The 20,197-nt window shown below is 70.1% G+C and carries 18 protein-coding genes; 12 read left to right on the top strand and 6 right to left on the bottom strand.

What is annotated here, in order from left to right:
• Nucleotides 1-31 precede the first annotated feature (31 nt).
• Nucleotides 32-523, top strand: coding sequence for a pentapeptide repeat-containing protein (locus tag EFJ44_RS09030; RefSeq protein WP_125256897.1), 492 nt, complete (start codon nucleotides 32-34; stop codon nucleotides 521-523).
• 61 nt (nucleotides 524-584) lie between these two features.
• The gene (locus EFJ44_RS09025) at nucleotides 585-1,538 is read left to right on the top strand and encodes a pentapeptide repeat-containing protein (protein ID WP_241209738.1); all 954 of its coding nucleotides are present in this window, start codon (nucleotides 585-587) and stop codon (nucleotides 1,536-1,538) included.
• Between the two features lie 27 nt (nucleotides 1,539-1,565).
• Here the strand turns inward: EFJ44_RS09025 and aspS are convergent, their stop codons facing one another.
• Nucleotides 1,566-3,395 (bottom strand): aspartate--tRNA ligase, encoded by a 1,830-nt coding sequence (aspS, locus tag EFJ44_RS09020; protein ID WP_125256896.1) that lies wholly within the window; start codon nucleotides 3,393-3,395, stop codon nucleotides 1,566-1,568.
• A gap of 170 nt (nucleotides 3,396-3,565) precedes the next feature.
• On the opposite strand from aspS, the gene EFJ44_RS09015 reads away from it, so the two are divergent.
• The 3 genes from EFJ44_RS09015 (at nucleotide 3,566) to EFJ44_RS09005 (ending at nucleotide 8,127) form a co-directional block, all read left to right on the top strand.
• Nucleotides 3,566-4,243, top strand: coding sequence for a P-loop NTPase family protein (locus EFJ44_RS09015; protein WP_125256895.1), 678 nt, complete (start codon nucleotides 3,566-3,568; stop codon nucleotides 4,241-4,243).
• Between the two features lie 184 nt (nucleotides 4,244-4,427).
• Nucleotides 4,428-6,644 (top strand): RNA degradosome polyphosphate kinase, encoded by a 2,217-nt coding sequence (locus tag EFJ44_RS09010; RefSeq protein WP_125256894.1) that lies wholly within the window; start codon nucleotides 4,428-4,430, stop codon nucleotides 6,642-6,644.
• On the top strand, nucleotides 6,628-8,127 hold the full coding sequence (locus EFJ44_RS09005; RefSeq protein ID WP_125256893.1) for a Ppx/GppA family phosphatase: 1,500 nt from the start codon (nucleotides 6,628-6,630) through the stop codon (nucleotides 8,125-8,127). The genes EFJ44_RS09010 and EFJ44_RS09005 overlap by 17 nt, the downstream gene beginning before the upstream one ends.
• On the opposite strand, the gene rnd is transcribed toward EFJ44_RS09005, so the two are convergent.
• On the bottom strand, nucleotides 8,124-9,275 hold the full coding sequence (gene rnd / locus EFJ44_RS09000) for a ribonuclease D (protein ID WP_125256892.1): 1,152 nt from the start codon (nucleotides 9,273-9,275) through the stop codon (nucleotides 8,124-8,126). The genes EFJ44_RS09005 and rnd overlap by 4 nt on opposite strands.
• Nucleotides 9,276-9,355: 80 nt before the next feature.
• Here rnd and purM point away from each other — a divergent pair, with 80 nt between their 5' ends.
• Both purM and EFJ44_RS08990 read left to right on the top strand, forming a co-directional pair.
• Nucleotides 9,356-10,393, top strand: coding sequence for a phosphoribosylformylglycinamidine cyclo-ligase (gene purM, locus EFJ44_RS08995; protein ID WP_125256891.1), 1,038 nt, complete (start codon nucleotides 9,356-9,358; stop codon nucleotides 10,391-10,393).
• 17 nt (nucleotides 10,394-10,410) lie between these two features.
• The gene (locus tag EFJ44_RS08990; RefSeq protein ID WP_125256890.1) at nucleotides 10,411-11,799 is read left to right on the top strand and encodes a M28 family peptidase; all 1,389 of its coding nucleotides are present in this window, start codon (nucleotides 10,411-10,413) and stop codon (nucleotides 11,797-11,799) included.
• A gap of 1 nt (nucleotide 11,800) precedes the next feature.
• On the opposite strand, the gene EFJ44_RS08985 is transcribed toward EFJ44_RS08990, so the two are convergent.
• Nucleotides 11,801-13,006 (bottom strand): DUF418 domain-containing protein, encoded by a 1,206-nt coding sequence (locus EFJ44_RS08985; protein ID WP_125256889.1) that lies wholly within the window; start codon nucleotides 13,004-13,006, stop codon nucleotides 11,801-11,803.
• Between the two features lie 93 nt (nucleotides 13,007-13,099).
• Here EFJ44_RS08985 and purN point away from each other — a divergent pair, with 93 nt between their 5' ends.
• Nucleotides 13,100-13,702: a phosphoribosylglycinamide formyltransferase gene (gene purN, locus EFJ44_RS08980; protein ID WP_125256888.1), complete on the top strand. Its 603-nt coding sequence runs from the start codon at nucleotides 13,100-13,102 to the stop codon at nucleotides 13,700-13,702.
• Nucleotides 13,703-13,755: 53 nt separating this feature from the next.
• On the opposite strand, the gene ndk is transcribed toward purN, so the two are convergent.
• Complete coding sequence (ndk, locus tag EFJ44_RS08975) at nucleotides 13,756-14,175, bottom strand: nucleoside-diphosphate kinase (RefSeq protein WP_125256887.1); 420 nt, start codon at nucleotides 14,173-14,175, stop codon at nucleotides 13,756-13,758.
• 129 nt (nucleotides 14,176-14,304) lie between these two features.
• Between ndk and EFJ44_RS08970 the strand changes: the two genes are divergently transcribed.
• The gene (locus tag EFJ44_RS08970) at nucleotides 14,305-16,188 is read left to right on the top strand and encodes an ABC-F family ATP-binding cassette domain-containing protein (protein ID WP_125256886.1); all 1,884 of its coding nucleotides are present in this window, start codon (nucleotides 14,305-14,307) and stop codon (nucleotides 16,186-16,188) included.
• A complete protein-coding gene (locus tag EFJ44_RS08965) occupies nucleotides 16,185-16,439 on the top strand; it encodes a DUF2164 domain-containing protein (RefSeq protein WP_125256885.1) in 255 nt (84 codons plus the stop codon). The genes EFJ44_RS08970 and EFJ44_RS08965 overlap by 4 nt, the downstream gene beginning before the upstream one ends.
• Nucleotides 16,440-16,448: 9 nt before the next feature.
• On the opposite strand, the gene EFJ44_RS08960 is transcribed toward EFJ44_RS08965, so the two are convergent.
• Together EFJ44_RS08960 and EFJ44_RS08955 are read right to left on the bottom strand one after the other, a co-directional pair.
• Nucleotides 16,449-16,802, bottom strand: coding sequence for an I78 family peptidase inhibitor (locus tag EFJ44_RS08960; protein ID WP_125256884.1), 354 nt, complete (start codon nucleotides 16,800-16,802; stop codon nucleotides 16,449-16,451).
• A 56-nt stretch (nucleotides 16,803-16,858) separates the two neighbouring features.
• Nucleotides 16,859-18,238, bottom strand: coding sequence for a trypsin-like peptidase domain-containing protein (locus EFJ44_RS08955; RefSeq protein WP_125256883.1), 1,380 nt, complete (start codon nucleotides 18,236-18,238; stop codon nucleotides 16,859-16,861).
• 159 nt (nucleotides 18,239-18,397) lie between these two features.
• On the opposite strand from EFJ44_RS08955, the gene EFJ44_RS08950 reads away from it, so the two are divergent.
• Nucleotides 18,398-19,315 (top strand): ABC transporter ATP-binding protein, encoded by a 918-nt coding sequence (locus EFJ44_RS08950; RefSeq protein ID WP_125256882.1) that lies wholly within the window; start codon nucleotides 18,398-18,400, stop codon nucleotides 19,313-19,315.
• Complete coding sequence (locus tag EFJ44_RS08945; RefSeq protein WP_125256881.1) at nucleotides 19,305-20,168, top strand: ABC transporter permease subunit; 864 nt, start codon at nucleotides 19,305-19,307, stop codon at nucleotides 20,166-20,168. The genes EFJ44_RS08950 and EFJ44_RS08945 overlap by 11 nt, the downstream gene beginning before the upstream one ends.
• Nucleotides 20,169-20,197 lie beyond the last annotated feature (29 nt).

The following is a 20,197-nucleotide window of genomic DNA, read 5'->3' as shown; positions in this document are numbered from 1 at the left end:
AGGGCCGCAGGCTTCGTTTCCGGAGCGTCCCATGCCTCGCTTGACCGCCTTCGTCGTGTTCGTCGCCGCCCTGGCCTTCGCCGCTCCCGCCGCGGCCCAGAACGCGGGCCAGATCTCCCGCGTGCAGTCCGGTCGCAGTTGCGCCGGATGCAACCTGTTCCAGGGCGACTTCACCGGGCTGGAGGCCTCGGGACTGAACCTCGCCCGCTCGCGGCTGAGACAGGCGTCGCTTTCGTTGGCGGTGATGAACCGGACCAACTTCTCGGGCGCGGACATGCGCGACGTGGACGCCTACGGCGCGGTGTTCGGCGGAGCGAGCTTCGCCGGCGCGGATCTGACCAACGCCAGCTTCGTGGGCGTGTATCTGGAAGGCGCGAATTTTTCGGGCGCGAACCTTTCGGGCGCCGACTTCTCGGGAGCCGAGATGGGCACGGCCCGCGGCCTTACCCAAGGCCGGCTGGACAGGGCCTGCGGCGACTCCGCCACGCGTCTGCCGCGCGGCCTGCACATTCCCGCCTGCTGAATGCGGCGGACCTTACGTCGATTTAAGTAGGGTTTTCGGCGAGATCGGATCATCTAGACCCGTGACCCAGTTTCCGCATCCCCGTCTGTTTCTGATCACGGCCGCCGCGGCGCTGCTCGCGGCCGCCGGGCCCGTCGTGGCCGGAGAGACCACGGCGGCCGAGATGCGGCAGGCGATCCCGGTGACGAAGCCGCAGGAGCCCTTCCTGCAGCAGAGCCCGTACTACGGCCAGGATCCGGACGTGGCGCGGACGGTGTCGCTGGGCGGTTCCTGCGTGCGCTGCGAACTGTCGGGCCGCGACCTTGCGGGGGCCACCTTCATCTCCGCCACCTTCACCGGCTCGACGCTGGTGGGCGCCAACCTGCGCGGCGCAGAGCTGGTCGGTTCGAACTTCTCCGGCGCCGACTTCTCCCGGGCCAATCTGACCGGCGCGACCCTGGTCGGGGCCAATTTCGGCGGCGCCAACTTCACCTCGGCCCGGTTGAACGGGGTCGAGGCGATGGGCTCGGTCTTCACCTCGGCGAATCTGAGCCGCGCCGACCTGACCGGCGCCGAGCTGGGCGGAGCCAACATGAACCGGGCCAACCTTCGCTCGGCCGTGTTCGCCGACGCGGAGCTGTTCGGCGTGACCCTGGCCAACGTCGACGCCCGCAACGCCAACTTCACGGGCGCCGAGGTCGACGCCTCGAACCTGTCGAACGGCAATTTCGCCGGAGTCAGCTTCCGCGGCGCCTCGCTGGACGGCGCGCGCCTGACCGGGGGCGCCTTCGGCGGGGCCAATTTCCAGGGCGCCACGCTGGACCGGACGGACATTCGCGGCACCGATTTGACCGGCGCGCGCGGGCTGACCCAAGCCCAGGTGTCCGAGGCCTGCGGCGACGCTGCGACCCGTCTGCCCCGCGACATGCGCGTCAACGTCTGCCGCGGCCGCATGGTCGTCGTGCGTCCCCCGGCCCCGCCTCGGCCGGCCGCGCCGCCGCGCACCACTCGCAACATCGTCGTCGCCGACCGCTGAGCCCGGCCTGAGCCGGCCGCCGCCCCCCTACTTGAGGGGCAGAGCCGTGCGGATGTGGACGTCCTTGAGCTGGCGCTCCTGCGCCTCGGTCGGGGCGTTCATGAGCAGATCCTCCCCCTGCTGGTTCAGCGGGAAGGCGATGACCTCGCGGATCGCGGTCTGATTGGCCAGCAGCATGACGATCCGGTCGATGCCGGGCGCCAGACCGCCGTGAGGAGGCGCGCCGTAGCGGAAGGCGTTCAGCATGCCGCCGAACTGCTCCTCGACCACCGACGCGTCGTAGCCGGCGATCTGGAAGGCCTTGAGCATGATCTCGGCCTTGTGGTTCCGGATCGCGCCCGAGCACAGCTCATAGCCGTTGCAGACGATGTCGTACTGATAGGCGCGGATGGTCAGGGGGTCCTGCGTCTCCAGCGCCTCCAGCCCGCCCTGGGGCATTGAGAAGGGGTTGTGGCTGAAGTCGACCTTCTTCTCTTCTTCCGACCATTCGAACATCGGGAAGTCGACGATCCAGCAGAACTTGAACTGGTTCTCGTCGATCAGCTTCAGCTCCGTGCCCACGCGGGTGCGGGCCAGGCCGGCGAACTTGGCGAACGTCGCGGGCAGGCCGGCGGCGAAGAAGGCGGCGTCGCCCTTGCCGAGGCCCAGTGAGGACATCAGGGCCTCGGTCGGCTCCTGGCCCAGGTTCTTGGCGATCGGTCCGCCCCAGGCGCCTTGATCGTCGGACCAGAAGATGTAGCCGAGGCCCGGCTGGCCCTCGGCCTGGGCCCAGGAGTTCATGCGGTCGCAGAAGGCGCGGCTGCCGCCGGTCGGGGCCGGGATGGCCCAGACGGCGTTGTTCTCGTCGGCCGCGAGGATCTTGTTGAACAGGCCGAAGCCGCCGTCGCGGAAATGCTCCGACACGTCCTGCATCCTGATGGGGTTGCGGGTGTCCGGCTTGTCGGTGCCGTACCAGGCCATGGACTGGGCGTAGGTCAGCCGCTCGAAGCCCCGGTGTTCCGACGTCTGGCCGAAGTCGTTGGTGAAGGTGTGGACGCCGTCGATGGGCGAGACGGGCTTGCCGTCGGCGAACTCCTCGAACACGCCGTGCATCACGGGCTCGATGGCCGCGAACACGTCCTCCTGCGTGACGAAGCTCATCTCGACGTCGAGCTGGTAGAACTCCAGCGAGCGGTCGGCCCGGAGATCCTCGTCGCGGAAGCAGGGGGCGATCTGGAAGTAGCGGTCGAAACCCGAGACCATGAGCAGCTGCTTGAACTGCTGCGGGGCCTGCGGCAGGGCGTAGAACTTGCCCGGGTGCAGGCGGGACGGCACCAGGAAGTCGCGCGCGCCTTCCGGCGACGAGGCCGTCAGGATCGGCGTCTGGTACTCCAGAAAGCCTTGGTCGACCATGCGACGCCGGATCGAGGAGATGACCCTGGAACGCAGCACGATGTTCCGGTGCAGGGTCTCCCGACGCAGGTCGAGATAGCGGTGCTTCAGGCGCAGTTCCTCGGGATACTCCGGCTCGCCGAAGACCGGCAGGGGCAGTTCGGCGGCCTCGGACAGGACCTCGACCGACTTGACGCGGACCTCGACCTCGCCGGTCGGCAGGTTGGGGTTCACGGTGCCGGCCTCGCGGGCCACGACCTCGCCGTCGATGCGGATCACGCTTTCGGCGCGCACGCGCTCGACCACCTCAAAGCCCGGGGCCTCGGGGTGGAAGACCAGCTGGGTCAGGCCGTAATGGTCGCGCAGGTCGACGAACAGCAGGCCGCCATGATCGCGCTTGCGGTGCACCCAGCCGGACAGCCGCACGTTCGAGCCGGCGTCGGAGGACCGGAGGGCGCCGCAGGTGTGGGAGCGATAGGCGTGCATGGTCGGTTCGTCTTGGAATCCAGGGCGCAAACGGCGCAATTCGGGGATGGCGTAGGGCGCATCATCCCCCCGCAAAGTCAAGGCTGGCCGTCCCCAGCGGGCGTCGATCCGTCCACGGAACGGCCCACCGGCGCCCTGCCCCACGGCGCCGGTTCTGCTATGGGGCAGGCATGACGGGCGAGGAGCCGAAACGCGGCCAGATGAAGCTGGACCTGACCCACGAAGGCGCGGGTCGTCATCGGCCATTCGTCACGTCCGACTGCAACGCCGCGGCGGTGGCCCGGCTGGCGACCTGGCCCGACGCCCTGACGCCGGTGCTGGCGCTGATCGGGCCCAAGGGCAGCGGCAAGAGCCGGCTGGCCGCCGACTGGGCCGAACGGGTCGGCGCCGTGCCGGTGCACGGGGCGGAGGCGTCGCTGCTGGACCCGCTGGAGGTCGAGGGCCGGCCGATCCTGCTGGACCGCGCGCCGGACGCTGACGACGAGACCCTGTTCCATCTGATCAATCTGGCCCGGTCGGGCGGCGGCGCCCTGCTGTTGGTGGCCCGCAGCGCGCCGTCCAGTTGGGAGGCGGCCCTGCCCGATCTGCGATCCCGGCTGGACGCCGTGCCCACGGTCGCGATCCAGACGCCGGACGATGCGGTGTTGGCCGAGATGCTGGAGGCCGAATTCGCGCGCCGCTCGATCGCCCCTCCGGCCGATCTGATCCCGTGGCTGCTGAAGCGGATCGAGCGGTCGTCGGGGGCCGTGGAGGCCGCGGTGGCGAGGCTGGACGCGGAGCCGGGGGCCGTGACGCGGGCGGTCGCCCGGCGAGTCTTCGGACCGCTGGGCCCCGGCGATCCGGATTGAAAATTTGAGTCCGGACAGTCCGGACAGTCCGGATCGCGTGCGCCGGGCGCCGTCAGCGCATCCCGGGCCGGATGGGGGATGCGAGCGCATTTCTGGCACGCGGCCGCGACGGAAACGGTCGCGGGCCGCGCATCTTCATGCCTGCGCGGTTGCGGCGTCGCCGAGACCGGGCCATGACCAAGGCATGAGCGAATCCGCCGTCATCAGCGACCCGACACGCGGCGACGACGTCCCGACGTCACGCGCGCCGCAGCTGAAGCTGGACAAGGCGCTGATGGCCTCGCCGGAACGGTTCTTCAATCGAGAGCTGTCGTGGCTGGCCTTCAACGCCCGCGTGCTGGAGCAGGCCGCCAACCCGGACCATCCGCTGCTGGAGAGGCTGCGGTTCCTGTCGATCTCGGCCAACAATCTGGACGAATTCTACATGACGCGCGTGGCCGGGCTGAAAGGTCAGGTCCGCGAACGAGTGCGCATCGTCTCGCCCGACGGGCTTACTCCCGCCGAGGCCCTGGAGAAGATCAACACGGCCGCCGGCGTCCTGATGGCGGAGCAGCAGCGGCGCTGGCGCAAGCTGCGCAAGGAGCTGATCGGCGCCGGAATCGAGATCGTCGACGCGGCGAAGACCACCAAGACCGAGCGGGAACGCCTGGAACCGGAGTTCCTGAACCAGCTGTTCGCCATCCTGACGCCGATGGCCATCGACCCGGCTCATCCCTTTCCCTTCCTGCCGAACCTCGGCTTTTCGCTGGCGCTGAAGCTGCGCCGCGTCGCCGACAACCGGGTGCTCTATGCGCTGGTGCCGGTGCCGACCCAGGTGAAGCGGTTCTGGCCCCTTGCGACGGACGGGCGGTCGACGCCGGGCAAGAAGCGCTACGTCACGCTGGAGAGCCTGCTCACCCTTTTCATCGACCATCTGTTCCCCGGCTGCGAGGTGCTGGAGCGCGGCGTCTTCCGGCTGATCCGCGACAGCGACATCGAGATCGAGGAAGAGGCGGAAGATCTGGTCATGGAGTTCGAGGAGGCGCTGAAGCAGCGCCGCCTGGGCTCGGTGGTGCGCATCAAGATCGAGGCCTCGATGCCGGAGGATCTGCGGACCTTCATCACCGGCGAGCTGAACGCCCAACCGCAGGACGTCATCCTCGTCGACGGCATGCTGGGTCTCGCCCAGCTTTCCGACCTGATCCCGGCGGGCCACCCGGATCTGAAGTTCAAGGGCTACGAGCCCCGCTACCCGGAACGGGTGCGCGACCACGGGGGCGACATCTTCGCGGCGATCCGCGAGAAGGACATGCTGATCCACCACCCGTTCGAGAGCTTCGACGTGGTGGTGCAGTTCCTGCGACAGGCCGCGCGCGATCCGAACGTCCTGGCGATCAAGCAGACCCTGTACCGGACGTCGAAGGACAGTCCGATCGTCGCCGCCCTGATCGAGGCGGCCGAGAACGGCAAGAACGTCACCGCGCTGGTCGAGCTGAAGGCACGTTTCGACGAGGAGGCGAACCTGCGCTGGGCACGGGCCATGGAGCGGGCGGGCGTCCACGTCGTCTTCGGCTTCGTGGAGTACAAGACCCACGCCAAGGTCAGCGTGGTGGTGCGCAAGGAGGGCGAGGGACTGCGCACCTACTGCCACTTCGGCACCGGCAACTATCACCCCGTCACGGCGCGCATCTACACCGACCTGAGCCTGTTCACCTGCGACCCCGTGCTGGGTCGGGACGCGACGCGGGTGTTCAACTACATCACCGGCTATGCCGCGCCCGATGAACTGGAAGCGCTGGTCGTCTCGCCGCTGAACATGAAGGCCACCCTGATCCGCCTGATCGAGGCGGAAATGGCGGCGGCGGCCAAGGGCAAGCCCGCGGCGCTCTGGGCGAAGATGAACAGCCTGGTGGATCCGGAGGTGATCGACGCCCTGTATCGCGCCAGTCAGGCCGGCGTGCGCATCGAGCTGATCGTGCGGGGCATCTGCTGTCTGCGTCCGGGCGTGGCCGGGCTGAGCGAGAACATCCGGGTGAAGTCGATCGTCGGGCGCTTCCTCGAGCACAGCCGCGTCGTCGCCTTCGCCAACGGGCGGGATCTGCCGAACGACAAGGCGAAGCTGTTCATCGCCTCGGCCGACTGGATGCCGCGCAACCTCGACCGCCGCGTCGAGTTGATGACCCCGGTGCGCAACGCGACGGTTCACGACCAGGTGCTGGACCAGATCATGGTGGCCAACCTGAAGGACGACCTGCAGAGCTGGATCCTCGGACCCGACGGCGTCTACCGCCGGATGGAGCCCGTGGACCCGGCGCGGCCGTTCTCGGCGCACAAGTACTTCATGACCAATCCCAGCCTGTCCGGCCGCGGCCGCAAGGTGAAGACCCTGCCCGAAGCCCTGCGCTATGACCGGCCCGTCTGACGCCGCGCCCGCCCAGGCGGCGGTGGTCGACGTGGGATCCAACTCCGTGCGTCTGGTGCTGTACCGGCTGGAGGGGCGGGCCATCTGGACCGTGTTCAACGAAAAGGTGCTGGCCGGCCTCGGCCGCGACCTGCCGCGCACCCGTCGCCTGTCGGAGCGCGGGGTCGTCGACGCCATGGCGGCCTTGAAGCGGTTCGCGGCGGTGATCGAGGGCGTGCGGCCGGACCTGACCTTCGTCGCCGCCACCGCGGCGGTGCGCGAGGCCGAGGACGGGCCGGAGTTCTGCGAACGGGTGGCGGCGGAGACCGGCCTGCGCATCCGCGTCCTGACCGGCGAGGAAGAGGCGCGCGCCTCGGCCCTCGGCGTGCTGGCCGGGGCCCCGGACGCGGCCGGCACGGCCGCCGACATGGGCGGGACCAGTCTGGAGCTGACCCGGATCGGCGACGGCAAGGTCATGGACGGCGTCACCCTGGCGCTGGGGCCCTTCGCCCTGTCGGACGGGAAACCCTTCGACGCCGAACGCGTCCGGGCGCTGGTGGCCAAGCGGCTGAAGCCGGCCAGGAGCGACCATGGCGACCGGCGACTGCACGCCGTCGGGGGGGCGTGGCGCAGCCTGGCCCAGCTGCACATGGCGATCTCGGACTATCCGCTGAAGGTGGTGCACCAGTATGCGATGAGCGCGGCGGACGCCCGCGAGGTGGCGCGCTTCGCCGCCCGCCAGTCGCGCGCCTCGCTGGAAAAGTCGCCGGGCATATCGAGACGACGGGCCGAGACCCTGCCCTATGCGGCCCTCGTGCTGGAGGGGCTGATCGAGCATCTGGGCTTCGAGGAGATCAGCTTCTCGGCCTGGGGCGTGCGCGAGGGCCTGCTGTTCGAGGCGCTGGGGGAGAAGACGCTGGTCGTCGATCCGCTGCTGGCCGGGACCGAGGCGCTGGGCGCGCGACAGGGCGTGTCCCCGGGCCTGCCGGGCGCCGTCGCGGGCTGGATCGACGCCCTGATCCGCAACCTCCCGCCGGCGTTCGCCGTGGAGCGCGACGCGGTGCTGACCCGCGCCGCGTGCAACCTGTGCGACCTCGGCGCGCGGCTGCACCCCGATCACCGCGTCGAGCTGGCGTTCGACCAGGTTCTGCGGGCCTCGATCCCCGGTCAGACGCACGTGGAGCGGGCCTTCCTCGCGACGGCGATCAGCGCCCGGTACGGCGGCCCCTCCAGCACTCCCGAGCCGGCCACGATCGAGCGGCTGCTGAACGACGAGCTGCGGGCGCGGGCCCGGGCGCTGGGTCTGGCGATCCGTCTGGCCTGCGACCTGTCCGGGCGCTCGCCGCAGTTGCTGGCGAACGCCGCGCTCGGGCTGGACAAGAGCACGCTGCGGCTGTCGGCGACGCCCGCCTATGCCGACATGCTGCTGGGCGAGCAGACGCGCCGCCGCGCCCGGGCGCTGGCCGAGGCGCTGGGCGCGGAGCTGGAGATCGAGGGGATCTAGCCCTCGATCTCGACCACCTCGACGCGCGGGCCGTTGAGAACCAGAGCGATCTCGCCCCGCTTGAGCTTCAGGGCATCGTCGCCGAACAGCTGGCGGCGCCAGCCGTGCAGGGCCTCGACGTCGGCCTCGTCGTCGACGGCGATCTTCTCGAGGTCGGCGACCGTGGCGATCAGCTTGGAGGCCACGCCCGCGTTGTCGCTCTTGGCCTTGAGCAGGACCTTCAGCAGCTCCACCACCGACGGCGGGGCGGGGTCGTTGCGGCCGGGGCGTTCGACCTTGGGCGCGTGGGCCTCGGGATCCGCCAGCACGCGCTTGAGGTCTTCGATCAGCTCCTGGCCGAGGCGCGAGCCGCCGAAACCCTTGGGCACGGAGCGCAGGCGGTTGAAGGCGTCGGCGTCGGTCGGCGCCTGGGTGGCGATCTCGTCGATGGCCTCGTCCTTCAGGATGCGGCCCCGCGGCTGATCCCGCTCCTGCGCCGCGCGCTCCCGCCAGGTCGCCACGGCGACGAAGGCGGCGAGATATTTCGCCGACCACTTCTTGGGCTTCAGCCGCTTCCACGCCAGCTCCGGCGTGGTGTCGTAGAGTTTGGGATCGGTCAGGTCCTCCATCTCGGACATGACCCAGTCCAGCCGACCGTCCTTCTGCAGGCGGTCACGCAGCTTCGGGTACAGCGCCGCCAGATGGGTGACGTCCCCCAGCGCATAGGTCAGCTGGGCGTCCGACAGGGGCCGGCGGGCCCAGTCGGTGAAGCGGCTGCCCTTGTCGACCTCCTTGCGGACCATCTGGCGGACCAGCGCCTCGTAGGAGACCTGATCGCCGAAGCCGGCGGCCATGGCGGCGACCTGGGTGTCGAACATCGGCCGGGGCATGGCGCCGAGACGCACGAAGATCTCCACGTCCTGTCGGGCGGCGTGGAAAACCTTCAGAATCTTCTCGTCCCGCAGCAGGTCGAGGAACGGCTCCAGGTCCAGCCCCTCGGCAAGCGGGTCGATGATGGCGGCGTCCGTCGGCGAGGCGGCCTGGATCAGGCACAGCTTCGGCCAGTAGGTCGTCTCCCGCATGAACTCGGTGTCGACGGTGATGAAGGGCTGGTCCGACAGCTTGGCGCAGAAGTCGCGCAGGGCCTCGGTGGTGGTGATCGGCGTCATTCGGATGCTATAGCCCCGCCCGCGCCCCGTGTGGCAAGAGCCGCCGCGCAAGTCCGCCAACCGATTCAGGCCCGTGACCCATGAGCGACACCCCGAATTCCGTCCGCAACGGCCTGACCTACGCCGACGCCGGCGTGGACATCGACGCCGGCGAGCGGCTGGTGGACGCCATCAAGCCGTTGGCGAAATCGACGGCGCGGCCGGGGTCGGAGCCGTCGCTGGGCGGGTTCGGGGCCCTGTTCGACCTGAAGGCGGCGGGGTTCAAGGACCCGCTCATCGTCACCACGACGGACGGGGTCGGCACCAAGCTGAAGATCGCCATCGAGACGGGGCGGCACGACGGCGTCGGGATCGATCTGGTGGCCATGTGCGTCAACGACCTGCTGGCGCAGGGCGCGGAGCCGCTGCTGTTCCTCGACTATTACGCCACCGGCAAGCTGGACGTGGACGCCGCGCGGCGCGTCGTGGCGGGGATCGCCGAGGGCTGCCGGCAGGCCGGCTGCGCCCTGGTCGGGGGCGAGACGGCCGAGATGCCGGGCATGTATTCCGGCGGCGACTATGATCTGGCGGGGTTCTCGCTGGGCGCGCTGGAGCGCGGGAGCGCCCTGCCCCGCTTCGACCTGCAGAACACCGGCGACGTGATCGTCGGCATCGCCTCGTCCGGGCCGCACTCCAACGGCTATTCGCTCATCCGCCGGGTGATCGAGGCGGCGGGCAAGACGTGGGGCGACGACGCCCCGTTCGACCGCGACCGGACGCTGGCCCAGGCCCTGATGGAGCCGACGCGCATCTATGTGAAGTCGGTGCTGCCGCTGATGAAGGCCGGATGGGTCAAGGGCGCGGCGCACATCACGGGCGGCGGCCTGATCGAGAACCCGCAGAGGGGCATCGCCGATCATCTGAAGCCGGTGTTCGACTGGGAGGCCTGGCCCCTGCCGCCCGTGTTCCGCTGGCTGGCCGAGGCGGGCGGGATCGAGGCGCACGAGATGCGCCGCACCTTCAATTGCGGCGTCGGCTTCATCCTGATCGTCGGGCCCGAGCACGTCGAGGACGTGCTGGCCGGCTTGCTGGAAGCGGGGGAAACCGCTTTCGTGTGCGGACGACTGGACGCCGCCTGATCCGAGAGGAAGACCGCATGCGCGCACTCGCCCTGGGCCTGACCCTGTTGCTGCTGGGCGGAGGCGCGGCGTCGGCGCAGACCTCCGCGGCGACGGAGCATCCCTTCCTTCACGAGCTGGCCGGGCAGGTCCGTCCCGAGCGCATGCGGGAGGACATCGAGTTCATGGTGGGCTTCGGCACCCGCCACACCCTGTCGGAGACGCAGTCGGAGACGCGGGGCATCGGCGCGGCGCGGCGCTGGTCGGCCCGGCGCTTCGAGCAGATTTCGGCCGACTGCGGCGGGTGTCTGGAGATCGTGACGCCGTCGGACACGGTGACCGGCCAGCGCGTGCCCAATCCGACCGAGGTCGTGAACGTGGTGGCCATCCAGCGCGGCGCCGGCGACCCGAACCGCGTCATCATCATCTCCGGCCATCTGGATTCGCGGGTCAGCGACGTGATGGACTTCACCTCCGACGCGCCGGGGGCCAACGACGACGCCTCGGGCGTGGCGACCGTGTTCGAGGCGGCGCGCGTGCTGTCCAGGCACCGGTTCGACGCGACCATCGTCTATGCCGTCCTGTCCGGCGAGGAGCAGGGTCTGCTGGGCGGCAAGATCCTGGCCGACTACGCCAGGGCGCAGGGCTGGTTCGTCGAGGCGAACCTGAACAACGACATCGTCGGCAACTCCGAAGGCTCGAACGGCGTGCGCGACACCACCCGCGTGCGGGTGTTCTCCGAAGGAACGAAGACCGTCGAGACCGAGCAGCAGGCCAACCAGCGCCGCTACAACGGCGGCGAGGTCGATTCCTCGTCGAGGAACCTGTCGCGCTTCGTCGACGGAATCGCCGACCGCTATCTGGCGAATTTCGACGTCGAGATGATCTATCGCACCGACCGGTACGGGCGCGGCGGGGACCAGGTCGAGATGCTGCGCGCGGGCTTCCCCGCCGTGCGGATCTCGGAGGGCGCCGAGCACTACGACCGCCAGCATCAGGACCTGCGCGTGGAGAACGGCGTCCACTACGGCGACGTGATCGAGGGCGTGGACTTCGACTATCTGGGGCAGGTGGCCCGGCTGAACATCGTCTCGCTGGCCGCCCTGGCCAGGGCGCCGGCCCCGCCGACGGGCGTCACGATCGCCGGCGCCGTGAGGCCCGACACCACCGTGCGCTGGCAGGCCGTGCCGGGCGCCGCGGGCTATCGCGTCTGGTGGCGCTCGACCACCGCGCCGCAGTGGACCCACAGCCGCGCCTTCGGCCCCGAAGCCACCGAGGCGGTGCTGCGCGGCATCGTGATCGACGATTACTTCTTCGGCGTCTCGGCGATCTCCGCCGACGGCTACGAGAGCCCGGTCGTCTTCCCTGGACCCGCCGGCGACTTCCGCGCGCCGGCGCCGGCGCCGGCGGCCGCGACGGGCGGCTGACTCAGACCGCGCCGGCGCCGTCTGCGGCGTCAGGCCGGCTGCGGCGTCCGCACAGGAACCGCCACAGCCCCTCGACCGGGCCGATGGGGAAGACGCGGAGCCACAGGGCCGCGAAGACGGACAGACCGAGGAAGACGCCAAGCGCCAGCAGGTTGATCTGGGCCATGCCCCATTCGCCCAGCCGGCCGAGGCCCCAGCCGTACCAGACGAAGCCGCCGATCAGGTTGGACGCCAGATAGCCGGTCAGGGCCAGCCGCCCCATCGGCGCCAGGGCGCGCCCGACCGCGCGGCCCGATCCCGAGAACCACAGGGTGAAAAGAGCGAGGTAGCCGAAGGCGAGGATCGGCAGGCCGACGTAGGCCATGCGCCTGGCCCCCGCGATCCAGCCCTCCATCGGGATGCCCGCGACGTCCGGGGCGATGTAGGCGGCGCTGATGAGCAGGCCGACCGGCAGGCACGTCCAGAGCACGCGCCGGAGGAAGGCTCGGAAGCGGTGGACGTCGGCGAAGACGCCCTTCCGCACCGTCCACAGGCCCAGCAGGAAAAGGCCCATGACGCCGAGGTCGTAGACGGCGACGTAGGCGGTGTCGAAGAGGTTGTGCGCCACGTAGTACTGAAGATTGGCGCGCATCACGGCGAAATAGTCGGAACCCTCGTAGATCGGCCGCAGGCTCTCGAACCAGCGCCAGCCCTCGGCGGCGGTCTGGCCGTTCAGGCCGCGCAGAGGGCCGAACAGAATCTCGGCGGCCCCGGCCACGAAGGGCGGCGCCAGCACCAGGGCGAGGCCGACGGTCAGGAGGGTCTTCTGCGACCAGCCGCGACACAGCATGAGCAGCATGCCGCAGATGGCGTACACGATCAGGATGTCGCCCCAGTAGAGGAAGGCGAGGTTGAACACGCCGATTCCCAGCAGCAGCAGCATGCGGCGCAGGAAGTAGGCCCCGAACCCCGGACCGGTCCGCGACATCAGCAGGCCGAAGCCCACGCCGAACAGGAAGGCGAACATCGACCGCGCCTTCCCCTGTATGAACAGAAGTTCGAACAGGCCGAAAGCCAGATCCGGCGGCCCCGCGCGGGTGATCACCTGTCCCGCCGCGAAGACCATGACCATGCCCGTCAGGTTCATGGCGATGACGCCGTACAGGGCCACCGCCCGCACGCCGTCGATGACCGGCAGTCGGCCCTGCCCCGCGCTGGCGTCCGTCATTCGCAAACCCCCGTTCCCGCGCCACCGTCCCAGATGGCGGGACCGACGTCCAGCGCTTGCCTTCGCCCGTCATCGCGGCCATCCCTCGCGCCGATGACCGCCTCGAACTCCCCTCGCGTCCCCGTCGCCGTGCTGATCTCCGGCGCGGGATCGAACATGGCCGCGATCCTCGACGCGGCGGGCGCCGCCGACGCCGCCTTCGAGGTCGTCGTGGTGATCTCGAACGTGCCGGAGGCCGGCGGGCTGACGCTGGCGGCGGAGCGCGGCGTTCCCGCCGTCGTCGTAGATCATCGCGGGCACGGCCGGGACAGGCAGGCGCACGAGCGGGCGATCCAGGCCGTGCTGGAGGCGCACGGCGTCGAGGTCGTGGCCCTCGCCGGCTACATGCGCCTGCTGAGCCCGTGGCTGGTCGCCGCCTGGGAGGGGCGGATGCTGAACATCCACCCCAGCCTGCTGCCCAGACATCCGGGCCTGGACACCCACGCGCGCGCTCTGGCCGCCGGCGACGCCGAGGCGGGGTGCACGGTTCATCTGGTCATCGACGACGTCGACGCCGGGCCGATCTTGGGCCAGTCGCGCGTGCCGATCCTGCCGGGCGACGACGCCGAGGCGCTTTCGGCGCGGGTCAGGACGGCGGAGCACGTCCTTTATCCGGCGGTGCTGGACCGGTTCTGCCGCGATTCTCGCCGGCCATGAAAAAAGGCCCCGGCGACGACCGGGGCCTTCTTCATTCATCGGTCCGGGGAAACTCAGCCGACGATCTGATCGTCAGTGAAGAACTGGGCGATCTCGATGGCCGCGTTCTCGGCCGAATCCGAGCCGTGGACCGAGTTCTCGCCGACGCTTTCGGCGTAGAGCTTGCGGATGGTGCCCTCGGCGGCGTCGGCCGGGTTGGTGGCGCCCATGACTTCGCGGTAGCGGGCCACGGCGTTCTCGCCTTCCAGCACCTGCACGACGACCGGAGCCGAGGTCATGAATTCCACCAGCTCGCCGTAGAACGGGCGGGCGGCGTGAACTTCGTAGAACTTCTTCGCCTGGTCCTCGGTCATCCGGATGCGGCGCTGGGCGACGATGCGCAGGCCGGCGTCCTCGATCACGGCGTTGACCTTGCCGGTCAGGTTGCGACGCGTGGCGTCGGGCTTGATGATCGAGAAGGTGCGTTCGGTCATGGGAGCGACTTCTTGTTGGGAGATTGAAGGTCGCGGGCTTATAGCGGCGCTCTTCCCCGTTTCCAACGCTTCTCATTTTTGCCTCCATCTCCCGCCGGCAGGCGTGAGAGGCGCCCGAGTTTTTCGACGATGCTGCAGATCAAGAACCTCACCCTGAACGCCTGGGGCCGCTCGTTCCTCGACGACGCCTCCGTAAGCCTGCCGCCGGGGGCCAAGGTCGGGCTGGTCGGCCGCAACGGCATCGGCAAGTCGACCCTGTTCAAGGTGATCCTGGGCGAACTGGTCGCCGGCGGCGACGAGGTGTCCCTGCCGAAGACCGCACGCATCGGCTCAGTGGATCAGGAACATCCGGCCACGCCCGTCAGCGTGCTGGAGACGATCCTCGAAGCCGACGTGGAGCGGCACCAGCTGCTGAGCCGGCTGGAGACCGCGGAACCCGAGGAGATGGGCGAAATCTGGTCCCGGCTCATCGAGATCGACGCCGACGCCGCGCCGGCCAGGGCGTCGGAAATCCTGGTCGGTCTCGGCTTCAGTCAGGAGGACCTGCACCGGCCGATGTCGCATTTCTCGGGCGGCTGGCGCATGCGCGTGGCGCTTGCGGCGGCGCTGTTCGCCGAGCCGGAGATGCTGCTGCTGGACGAACCGACCAACTACCTCGATCTGGAAGGCGCGCTGTGGCTGGAGGCGCGGCTGAAGAAGTATCCGGCGACCGCGCTGATCATCAGCCACGACCGCGAGATGCTGAACGAGGTCTGCACCCACATCCTGCACCTGTCGAACCGCAAGCTGGAGCTCTACACCGGCAACTACGACACCTTCGAAAAGACGCGGGCCGAAAAGCTGCGCCTCATGGAGGCGACCAAGTCCAAGCAGGAGGCCGAGCGGGCGCACCTGCAGAAGTTCATCGACCGGTTCAAGGCCAAGGCGTCGAAGGCCACCCAGGCGCAGTCGCGCGTCAAGAAGCTGGAGAAGATGGAGCGGATCGAGCTGCCGCCCGAGGAGCGGGTGGCGCCCTTCATCCTGCCGTCGCCGCCGCGCCCCCTGCCCCCGCCCCTGATCCGGCTGGAGCGGGCCAACGTCGGCTATGAACCCGGCAAGCCGATCCTGAAGAACCTGAACCTGCGGATGGATCTGGACGACCGGATCGGTCTGCTGGGCGTCAACGGCGCGGGCAAGTCGACCTTCGCCAAGCTGATCGCCAAGGCGCTGAACATCGAGACCGGCGAATTCCATCGCGACGGCAAGATGCGGGTCGGCTGGTTCCACCAGCACCAGATCGAGGCCATGGACCCGACCGACACGCCGCTGGAGATCATCCGGCGCGCCATGCCAGAAGCGTCGGAGAGCTCGCGCCGGTCGCGACTGGCCCAGTTCGGCCTGCCGTTCGAGAAGCAGGAGACCAAGGTCGCGGCCCTGTCGGGCGGCGAGCGGGCGCGCCTGCTGCTGAACCTGGTGGCGATGGACGCGCCGCACGTCCTGATCCTCGACGAACCGACCAACCACCTGGACATCGACAGCCGCCGCGCCCTGCTGGACGCGCTGAACGAGTACACCGGCGCGGTCATCCTGATCACCCACGACCGCTCGCTGATGGAGCTGGTGGCCGACCGGCTGTGGCTGGCGGCCGACGGGACGGTCAAGCCGTTCGAGGGCGACATGGACGACTATGCCAAGTTCGTTCTCGACCGGGCGAAACAGGCGGGGATGAAGCCGACGCAGGTGAAGCACGAGCCGGAAGTCGTCTCGGCCGGCGCGCCCGCGCCGAAGGCGGAGAAGAAGAAGGGCGGTCCGTCGCCGTCGACCCTCCGACACGCGGTGAAGAAGGCCGAAGAGCGCGTCGCGGCCCTGACTGCGGAGATCGCGCGCATCGACGACGATCTGGCCAACGCCGCCGTGTCCAACCCCAAGGCGCTCGAGGGGCTCACCCGGGCCCGGGCGAAGGCCCAGGCCGACCTGGACGCCGCCGAGGCCGCCTGGCTGGAGGCGGAGGAAGCCCTCGCGGAGGTCGCATGAAGACGCCCATCACCCTGACCCCGGAGGAGCGGCGCGCGGCCGCCGCGCGTCTTCGGGCCCTGCTGGCCGAGCAGCTGGACGTGGAGATCGGCGGGCTGGAAGCCGAGGCCCTGCTGGACGGGCTGGCGAAGGAGGTGGGCGCGGTCTTCTACAACCGCGCCCTGACCGACGCCCGCGCCCTGGTCGCCGCCAAGGCGGAGGACATCGACGACGCCCTGCACGCCCTGGATCGCGACAGCGGCCTGCGCTGACCCTTCAACTCAGCCGCAGCTGACGCGCACCACGTTCTGCGTCGCCGGGTCGACCTCGACGTTGAGGCGATCGGGGCGGAAGTCCTGGGTGACGGCGTCGCCGGTCTCGTAGACGCGCCAGGTTTGGCCGGCGGGAGCGGCGGGCACCGAGCTGCGCGGCTGGCCCACCCACGCCTGCTTGTCTGCGGCCCCGCACGCGTCGTCGGCGGGGGCGGCCGGCGGGGTCGTCGCCGGCGGCGTGGCGGCGGGAGGCGTGGCCGCGGGCGTTTCTGCCGGCGCCGGTTCCGTCGCGGCGTCTTCGGCGGCGGGCGAGCAGGCGGTCAGCAGGGCGGCTCCGGCGAGGGAGAGAAACACGAGGCGCATGGCGAGCTCCTGATAGATGACCTAGGTCAACGGCCGACGCGCGCCGACGTTGCGCGTCAGCGGATCGTGCCGCTGACCCGCTCGCCGCGACGCAGGATGGTGATCCCGGTCCCGCGCTGGAGGTCGTTCAGCTGGGAGGCGGCCGTGACGGCGCGACCGTCGATCTCGATGACGACGTCGCCGGTCCTCAGCCCCACGCGCTCGCGGGCGTAGGTGCCGCGGGCCACCGCCCCGACGATGACCCCTCGCGTCGTCGGGTCGACGCCCAGGCGATCGGCCACCGCCGGGTTGAGGGCCAGGACCTGCGCCCCGGTCAGGGCCCCGGACTGGATCACGACGGCCCGCTCGAGACTGGCGTCGCCGGGGAGGCGTTCGACCCGCGCCGTCAGCGTCTGCTCGCGACCGCCGCGCAGAAGGCCGACGCGGACCGATTCACCGGGCGCATTGGCGCCGACGCGGAAGTTCAGGCCGCCCTGATCGTCCACGGCGGTGCCGTCGATCGAGACGATGACGTCGCCCTCGCGGATGCCGGCGTCGTCGCCGGGACCGCCGTCCCAGACGCGGGTCACGACGAGCCCGCGGGGGCGATCCAGGCCCAGCTCACGCGCGCGCTCGCTGGTCACGGCCTCGCCCGACACGCCCAGCCACGGGCGCACCACGGCGCTTTCGCCGCCGAGAGCGGCCGACACCACCTGCTGGACCATGGTGGCGGGCACGGCGAAACCCACGCCGGACGACGAGCCGCTGCGCGAGAAGATGGCGGTGTTGATGCCGATCAGGTCGCCGTCCATGTCGACAAGGGCGCCGCCCGAGTTGCCCGGGTTGATGGCCGCGTCGGTCTGGATGAAGGAGCCGGAATCGCTGATCCCGGTCTCCGTGCGGTTCAGGGCCGAAATGATGCCGTTGGTCACCGTCTGGCCGACGCCGAACGGGTTGCCGATGGCCAGCACCAGATCGCCGACCTGCTGGGTCTCGCTGGTGTCGATGCGCAGGGTCGGCAGCTGGTCTTCCACCCCCGTCAGCTGCAGCACGGCGATGTCGGACCGCGCGTCGGCGAGCAGGACGCGGGCGGGGAACTCGCGCCGGTCGGCGAGGGAGACCCGGATGTCGCTCATGCCCTCGATGACGTGATTGTTGGTCACCACGATGCCGTCGGCCCGCACGATGACGCCGGAGCCGACCGAGCCGGTCGGCTGGCTGAACTGGCCCCAGAAGGGGTCGCGCACGGTCTGGACTCCCTGGGCGGCGATGTTGACCACGGCGGGCGCGGTGAGTTGCACGACCGGAGCGAAGCTGGCCTTCACCGCGCCGGCGTCGCGGGGAACGACGCGCTCCTCGGCCTGGCCGAAGGTCGCGTCCTGCGCCTTGCCCTGATCGGGTGAACCGCAGGCGGAGAGCAGGAGCGCGCCGGCGAGGGCGAGGTGGCGGAGCTTCATCGGACGTCTCGCAAGCTGGACCATGAGGGTCATGACGCCGCGCCATTTCGGCGGCATCGTGGCGGGTCGCAGCGGCAAACGGGCGCGGCTGCGCCGACGTTCCCGCGGCATTGCGCAAGTTTAACCCACGCCCGCGGATTCCCGTGTCAGTCTCGCGGCATGAGCGCAGTGATCGAGACCCGGGGCCTGTCGAAACACTATGGCGCCGTGCGCGCCCTCGACGGGCTGGACCTGACCATCCCGCGCGGCGGGGTGTACGGCGTGCTCGGGCCGAACGGCGCCGGCAAGTCGACCCTGTTCCGCATCCTGCTGGGGCTGATCCGGCCGACGGACGGGTCCGCCACCGTCATGGGCGGGCCGGTCGGCCAGGTCTCGACCATGCGGCGCATGGGCTCCATGATCGAGACGCCGCGGTTCCCGCCCTTCCTGACGGCGAAACAGGTGCTGAACTGGCTGGCGGCCGCGCATGGCCTGAACGGCGATCCCGCAAGGATCGAGGGCTGGCTGGCGCGCGTCGGCCTGACCGAGGCGGCCAACCGCAAGGTCCGGGGCTTTTCCGTCGGCATGATGCAGCGGCTGGGCGTGGCCGCGGCCCTGATGACCGAGCCGGAGCTGGTCATCCTCGACGAACCGACCAGCGGCATGGACCCGCCCGGCATCCAGGAGATGCGCCAACTGATCCGCTCGCTTGCGGTCGACGACGGCCTGACGGTCGTTCTGGCCAGCCACCAGTTGCTTGAGGTGCAGCGCGTCTGCGACCGCGTCGCCATCCTGAACAAGGGGCGGCTGGTGCTGGAGGGCGCGGTCAGCGAGCTGACCGGCTCCGGCGAGCGGCTGAGGCTGAAGCTGCGGCCGCAGGCGGCGGCGCTGGATCTGCTGGGTCAGAAGGGGTCGGCGGAGGGCGACGACGCGGTCATGGCCGCAGTGACCCGGGCCGAGGCCCCTGCCGTGCTGAAGGCTCTCATCGACCGCGGCGTCGAGATCGAGGAGGCCCGCTGGGTGGGCGCCGATCTGGAAAGCATCTTCTTCACCGAGACCGGCTCGGTCCAGGCCCCGGAGGCGATCCATGCTGGCTGACGCCTATCGCTCCGAAACCTACCGCCTGCTGCGGAACCGCACCGTCCTGTTCTGGTCCGTCGTGTTCGTGCCCCTGATCGGCGTGGTGTTCGGCATCATCGGCAACGCCGTCCTCAAGGCCAACGCCGACAAGCTGGCCGGCGAGGAGATGCCGCCCGAGCTGATGGTCGCCATGGCCGGCGGGCCGATGAACCTGGCGGCCGAACTCGTCTCGGCGGCGGGCAACGTGGCCAATCCCGTGGCCCTGCTGTTCCTGCTGATCGGGGCCGCGACCCTGTACACCGGCGACTATCGCTGGGAGACGTGGCGGCTGATAAGCGCCCGCAACGGCCGCGTGCCGCTGATCCTCGGCAAGGTGCTGAGCTACGTCACGCTGGCGCTGGTCGCCATGCTGGTACTGGTCGCCGGGGCCCTGATCGAGAAGTCGATCTCGGCCGGCTTCTTTTCCCGGCCTCTGACCTTCGACGCAGGGAACGGCCGGATAGCCGACGCCTTCGCGATGTTCGGGGTTTCGGGCCTGCGCATCCTGCAGGTGACCATGCTGGGCCTGCTGGCCGGCGTGGTCGGGCGGTCCCTGCTGGCCGCCCTGTTCGTGCCGGTGGTGGTGAGCGTCCTGCAGGCCCTGTCGCCGTTCGCGCTGATGGGCATGGGGGTGGCCAACGACGCGTGGGTGACCTTCCTGGTCAATCCCGGCCAGGGCTACGACGTCATAGCCGCCGCCATCCGCGGGGGTCCCGACGCCCCGATGGCCGAGTTGGTCGTGCGCGGCTGGACGAGCCTGCTGGGCTGGACCATCCTTCCCCTGATCGGGGCGCTGGCCTGGTTCCAGCGTCAGGATCTGTCGAAGGAGTGACCGGCCCGTGCCGGCGCGTGGGGAGGCGG

It is taken from the genome of Brevundimonas fluminis (genome assembly GCF_003934285.1).
Lineage (GTDB): Bacteria > Pseudomonadota > Alphaproteobacteria > Caulobacterales > Caulobacteraceae > Brevundimonas > Brevundimonas fluminis.
The sequence above is the reverse complement of the archived record's forward strand: the minus strand, read 5'-3'. Positions and strand labels throughout refer to the sequence as shown.

Excerpts from the sequence above, each read along its gene's own strand:
- EFJ44_RS09030 (WP_125256897.1), top strand. The coding sequence starts at position 32 with ATGCCTCGCTTGACCGCCTTCGTCGTGTTCGTCGCCGCCCTGGCCTTC.
- aspS (WP_125256896.1), bottom strand. The coding sequence starts at position 3,395 with ATGCACGCCTATCGCTCCCACACCTGCGGCGCCCTCCGGTCCTCCGAC.
- EFJ44_RS09015 (WP_125256895.1), top strand. The coding sequence starts at position 3,566 with ATGACGGGCGAGGAGCCGAAACGCGGCCAGATGAAGCTGGACCTGACC.
- EFJ44_RS09010 (WP_125256894.1), top strand. The coding sequence starts at position 4,428 with ATGAGCGAATCCGCCGTCATCAGCGACCCGACACGCGGCGACGACGTC.
- EFJ44_RS09005 (WP_125256893.1), top strand. The coding sequence starts at position 6,628 with ATGACCGGCCCGTCTGACGCCGCGCCCGCCCAGGCGGCGGTGGTCGAC.
- rnd (WP_125256892.1), bottom strand. The coding sequence starts at position 9,275 with ATGACGCCGATCACCACCACCGAGGCCCTGCGCGACTTCTGCGCCAAG.
- purM (WP_125256891.1), top strand. The coding sequence starts at position 9,356 with ATGAGCGACACCCCGAATTCCGTCCGCAACGGCCTGACCTACGCCGAC.
- EFJ44_RS08990 (WP_125256890.1), top strand. The coding sequence starts at position 10,411 with ATGCGCGCACTCGCCCTGGGCCTGACCCTGTTGCTGCTGGGCGGAGGC.
- EFJ44_RS08985 (WP_125256889.1), bottom strand. The coding sequence starts at position 13,006 with ATGACGGACGCCAGCGCGGGGCAGGGCCGACTGCCGGTCATCGACGGC.
- purN (WP_125256888.1), top strand. The coding sequence starts at position 13,100 with ATGACCGCCTCGAACTCCCCTCGCGTCCCCGTCGCCGTGCTGATCTCC.
- ndk (WP_125256887.1), bottom strand. The coding sequence starts at position 14,175 with ATGACCGAACGCACCTTCTCGATCATCAAGCCCGACGCCACGCGTCGC.
- EFJ44_RS08970 (WP_125256886.1), top strand. The coding sequence starts at position 14,305 with ATGCTGCAGATCAAGAACCTCACCCTGAACGCCTGGGGCCGCTCGTTC.
- EFJ44_RS08965 (WP_125256885.1), top strand. The coding sequence starts at position 16,185 with ATGAAGACGCCCATCACCCTGACCCCGGAGGAGCGGCGCGCGGCCGCC.
- EFJ44_RS08960 (WP_125256884.1), bottom strand. The coding sequence starts at position 16,802 with ATGCGCCTCGTGTTTCTCTCCCTCGCCGGAGCCGCCCTGCTGACCGCC.
- EFJ44_RS08955 (WP_125256883.1), bottom strand. The coding sequence starts at position 18,238 with ATGAAGCTCCGCCACCTCGCCCTCGCCGGCGCGCTCCTGCTCTCCGCC.
- EFJ44_RS08950 (WP_125256882.1), top strand. The coding sequence starts at position 18,398 with ATGAGCGCAGTGATCGAGACCCGGGGCCTGTCGAAACACTATGGCGCC.
- EFJ44_RS08945 (WP_125256881.1), top strand. The coding sequence starts at position 19,305 with ATGCTGGCTGACGCCTATCGCTCCGAAACCTACCGCCTGCTGCGGAAC.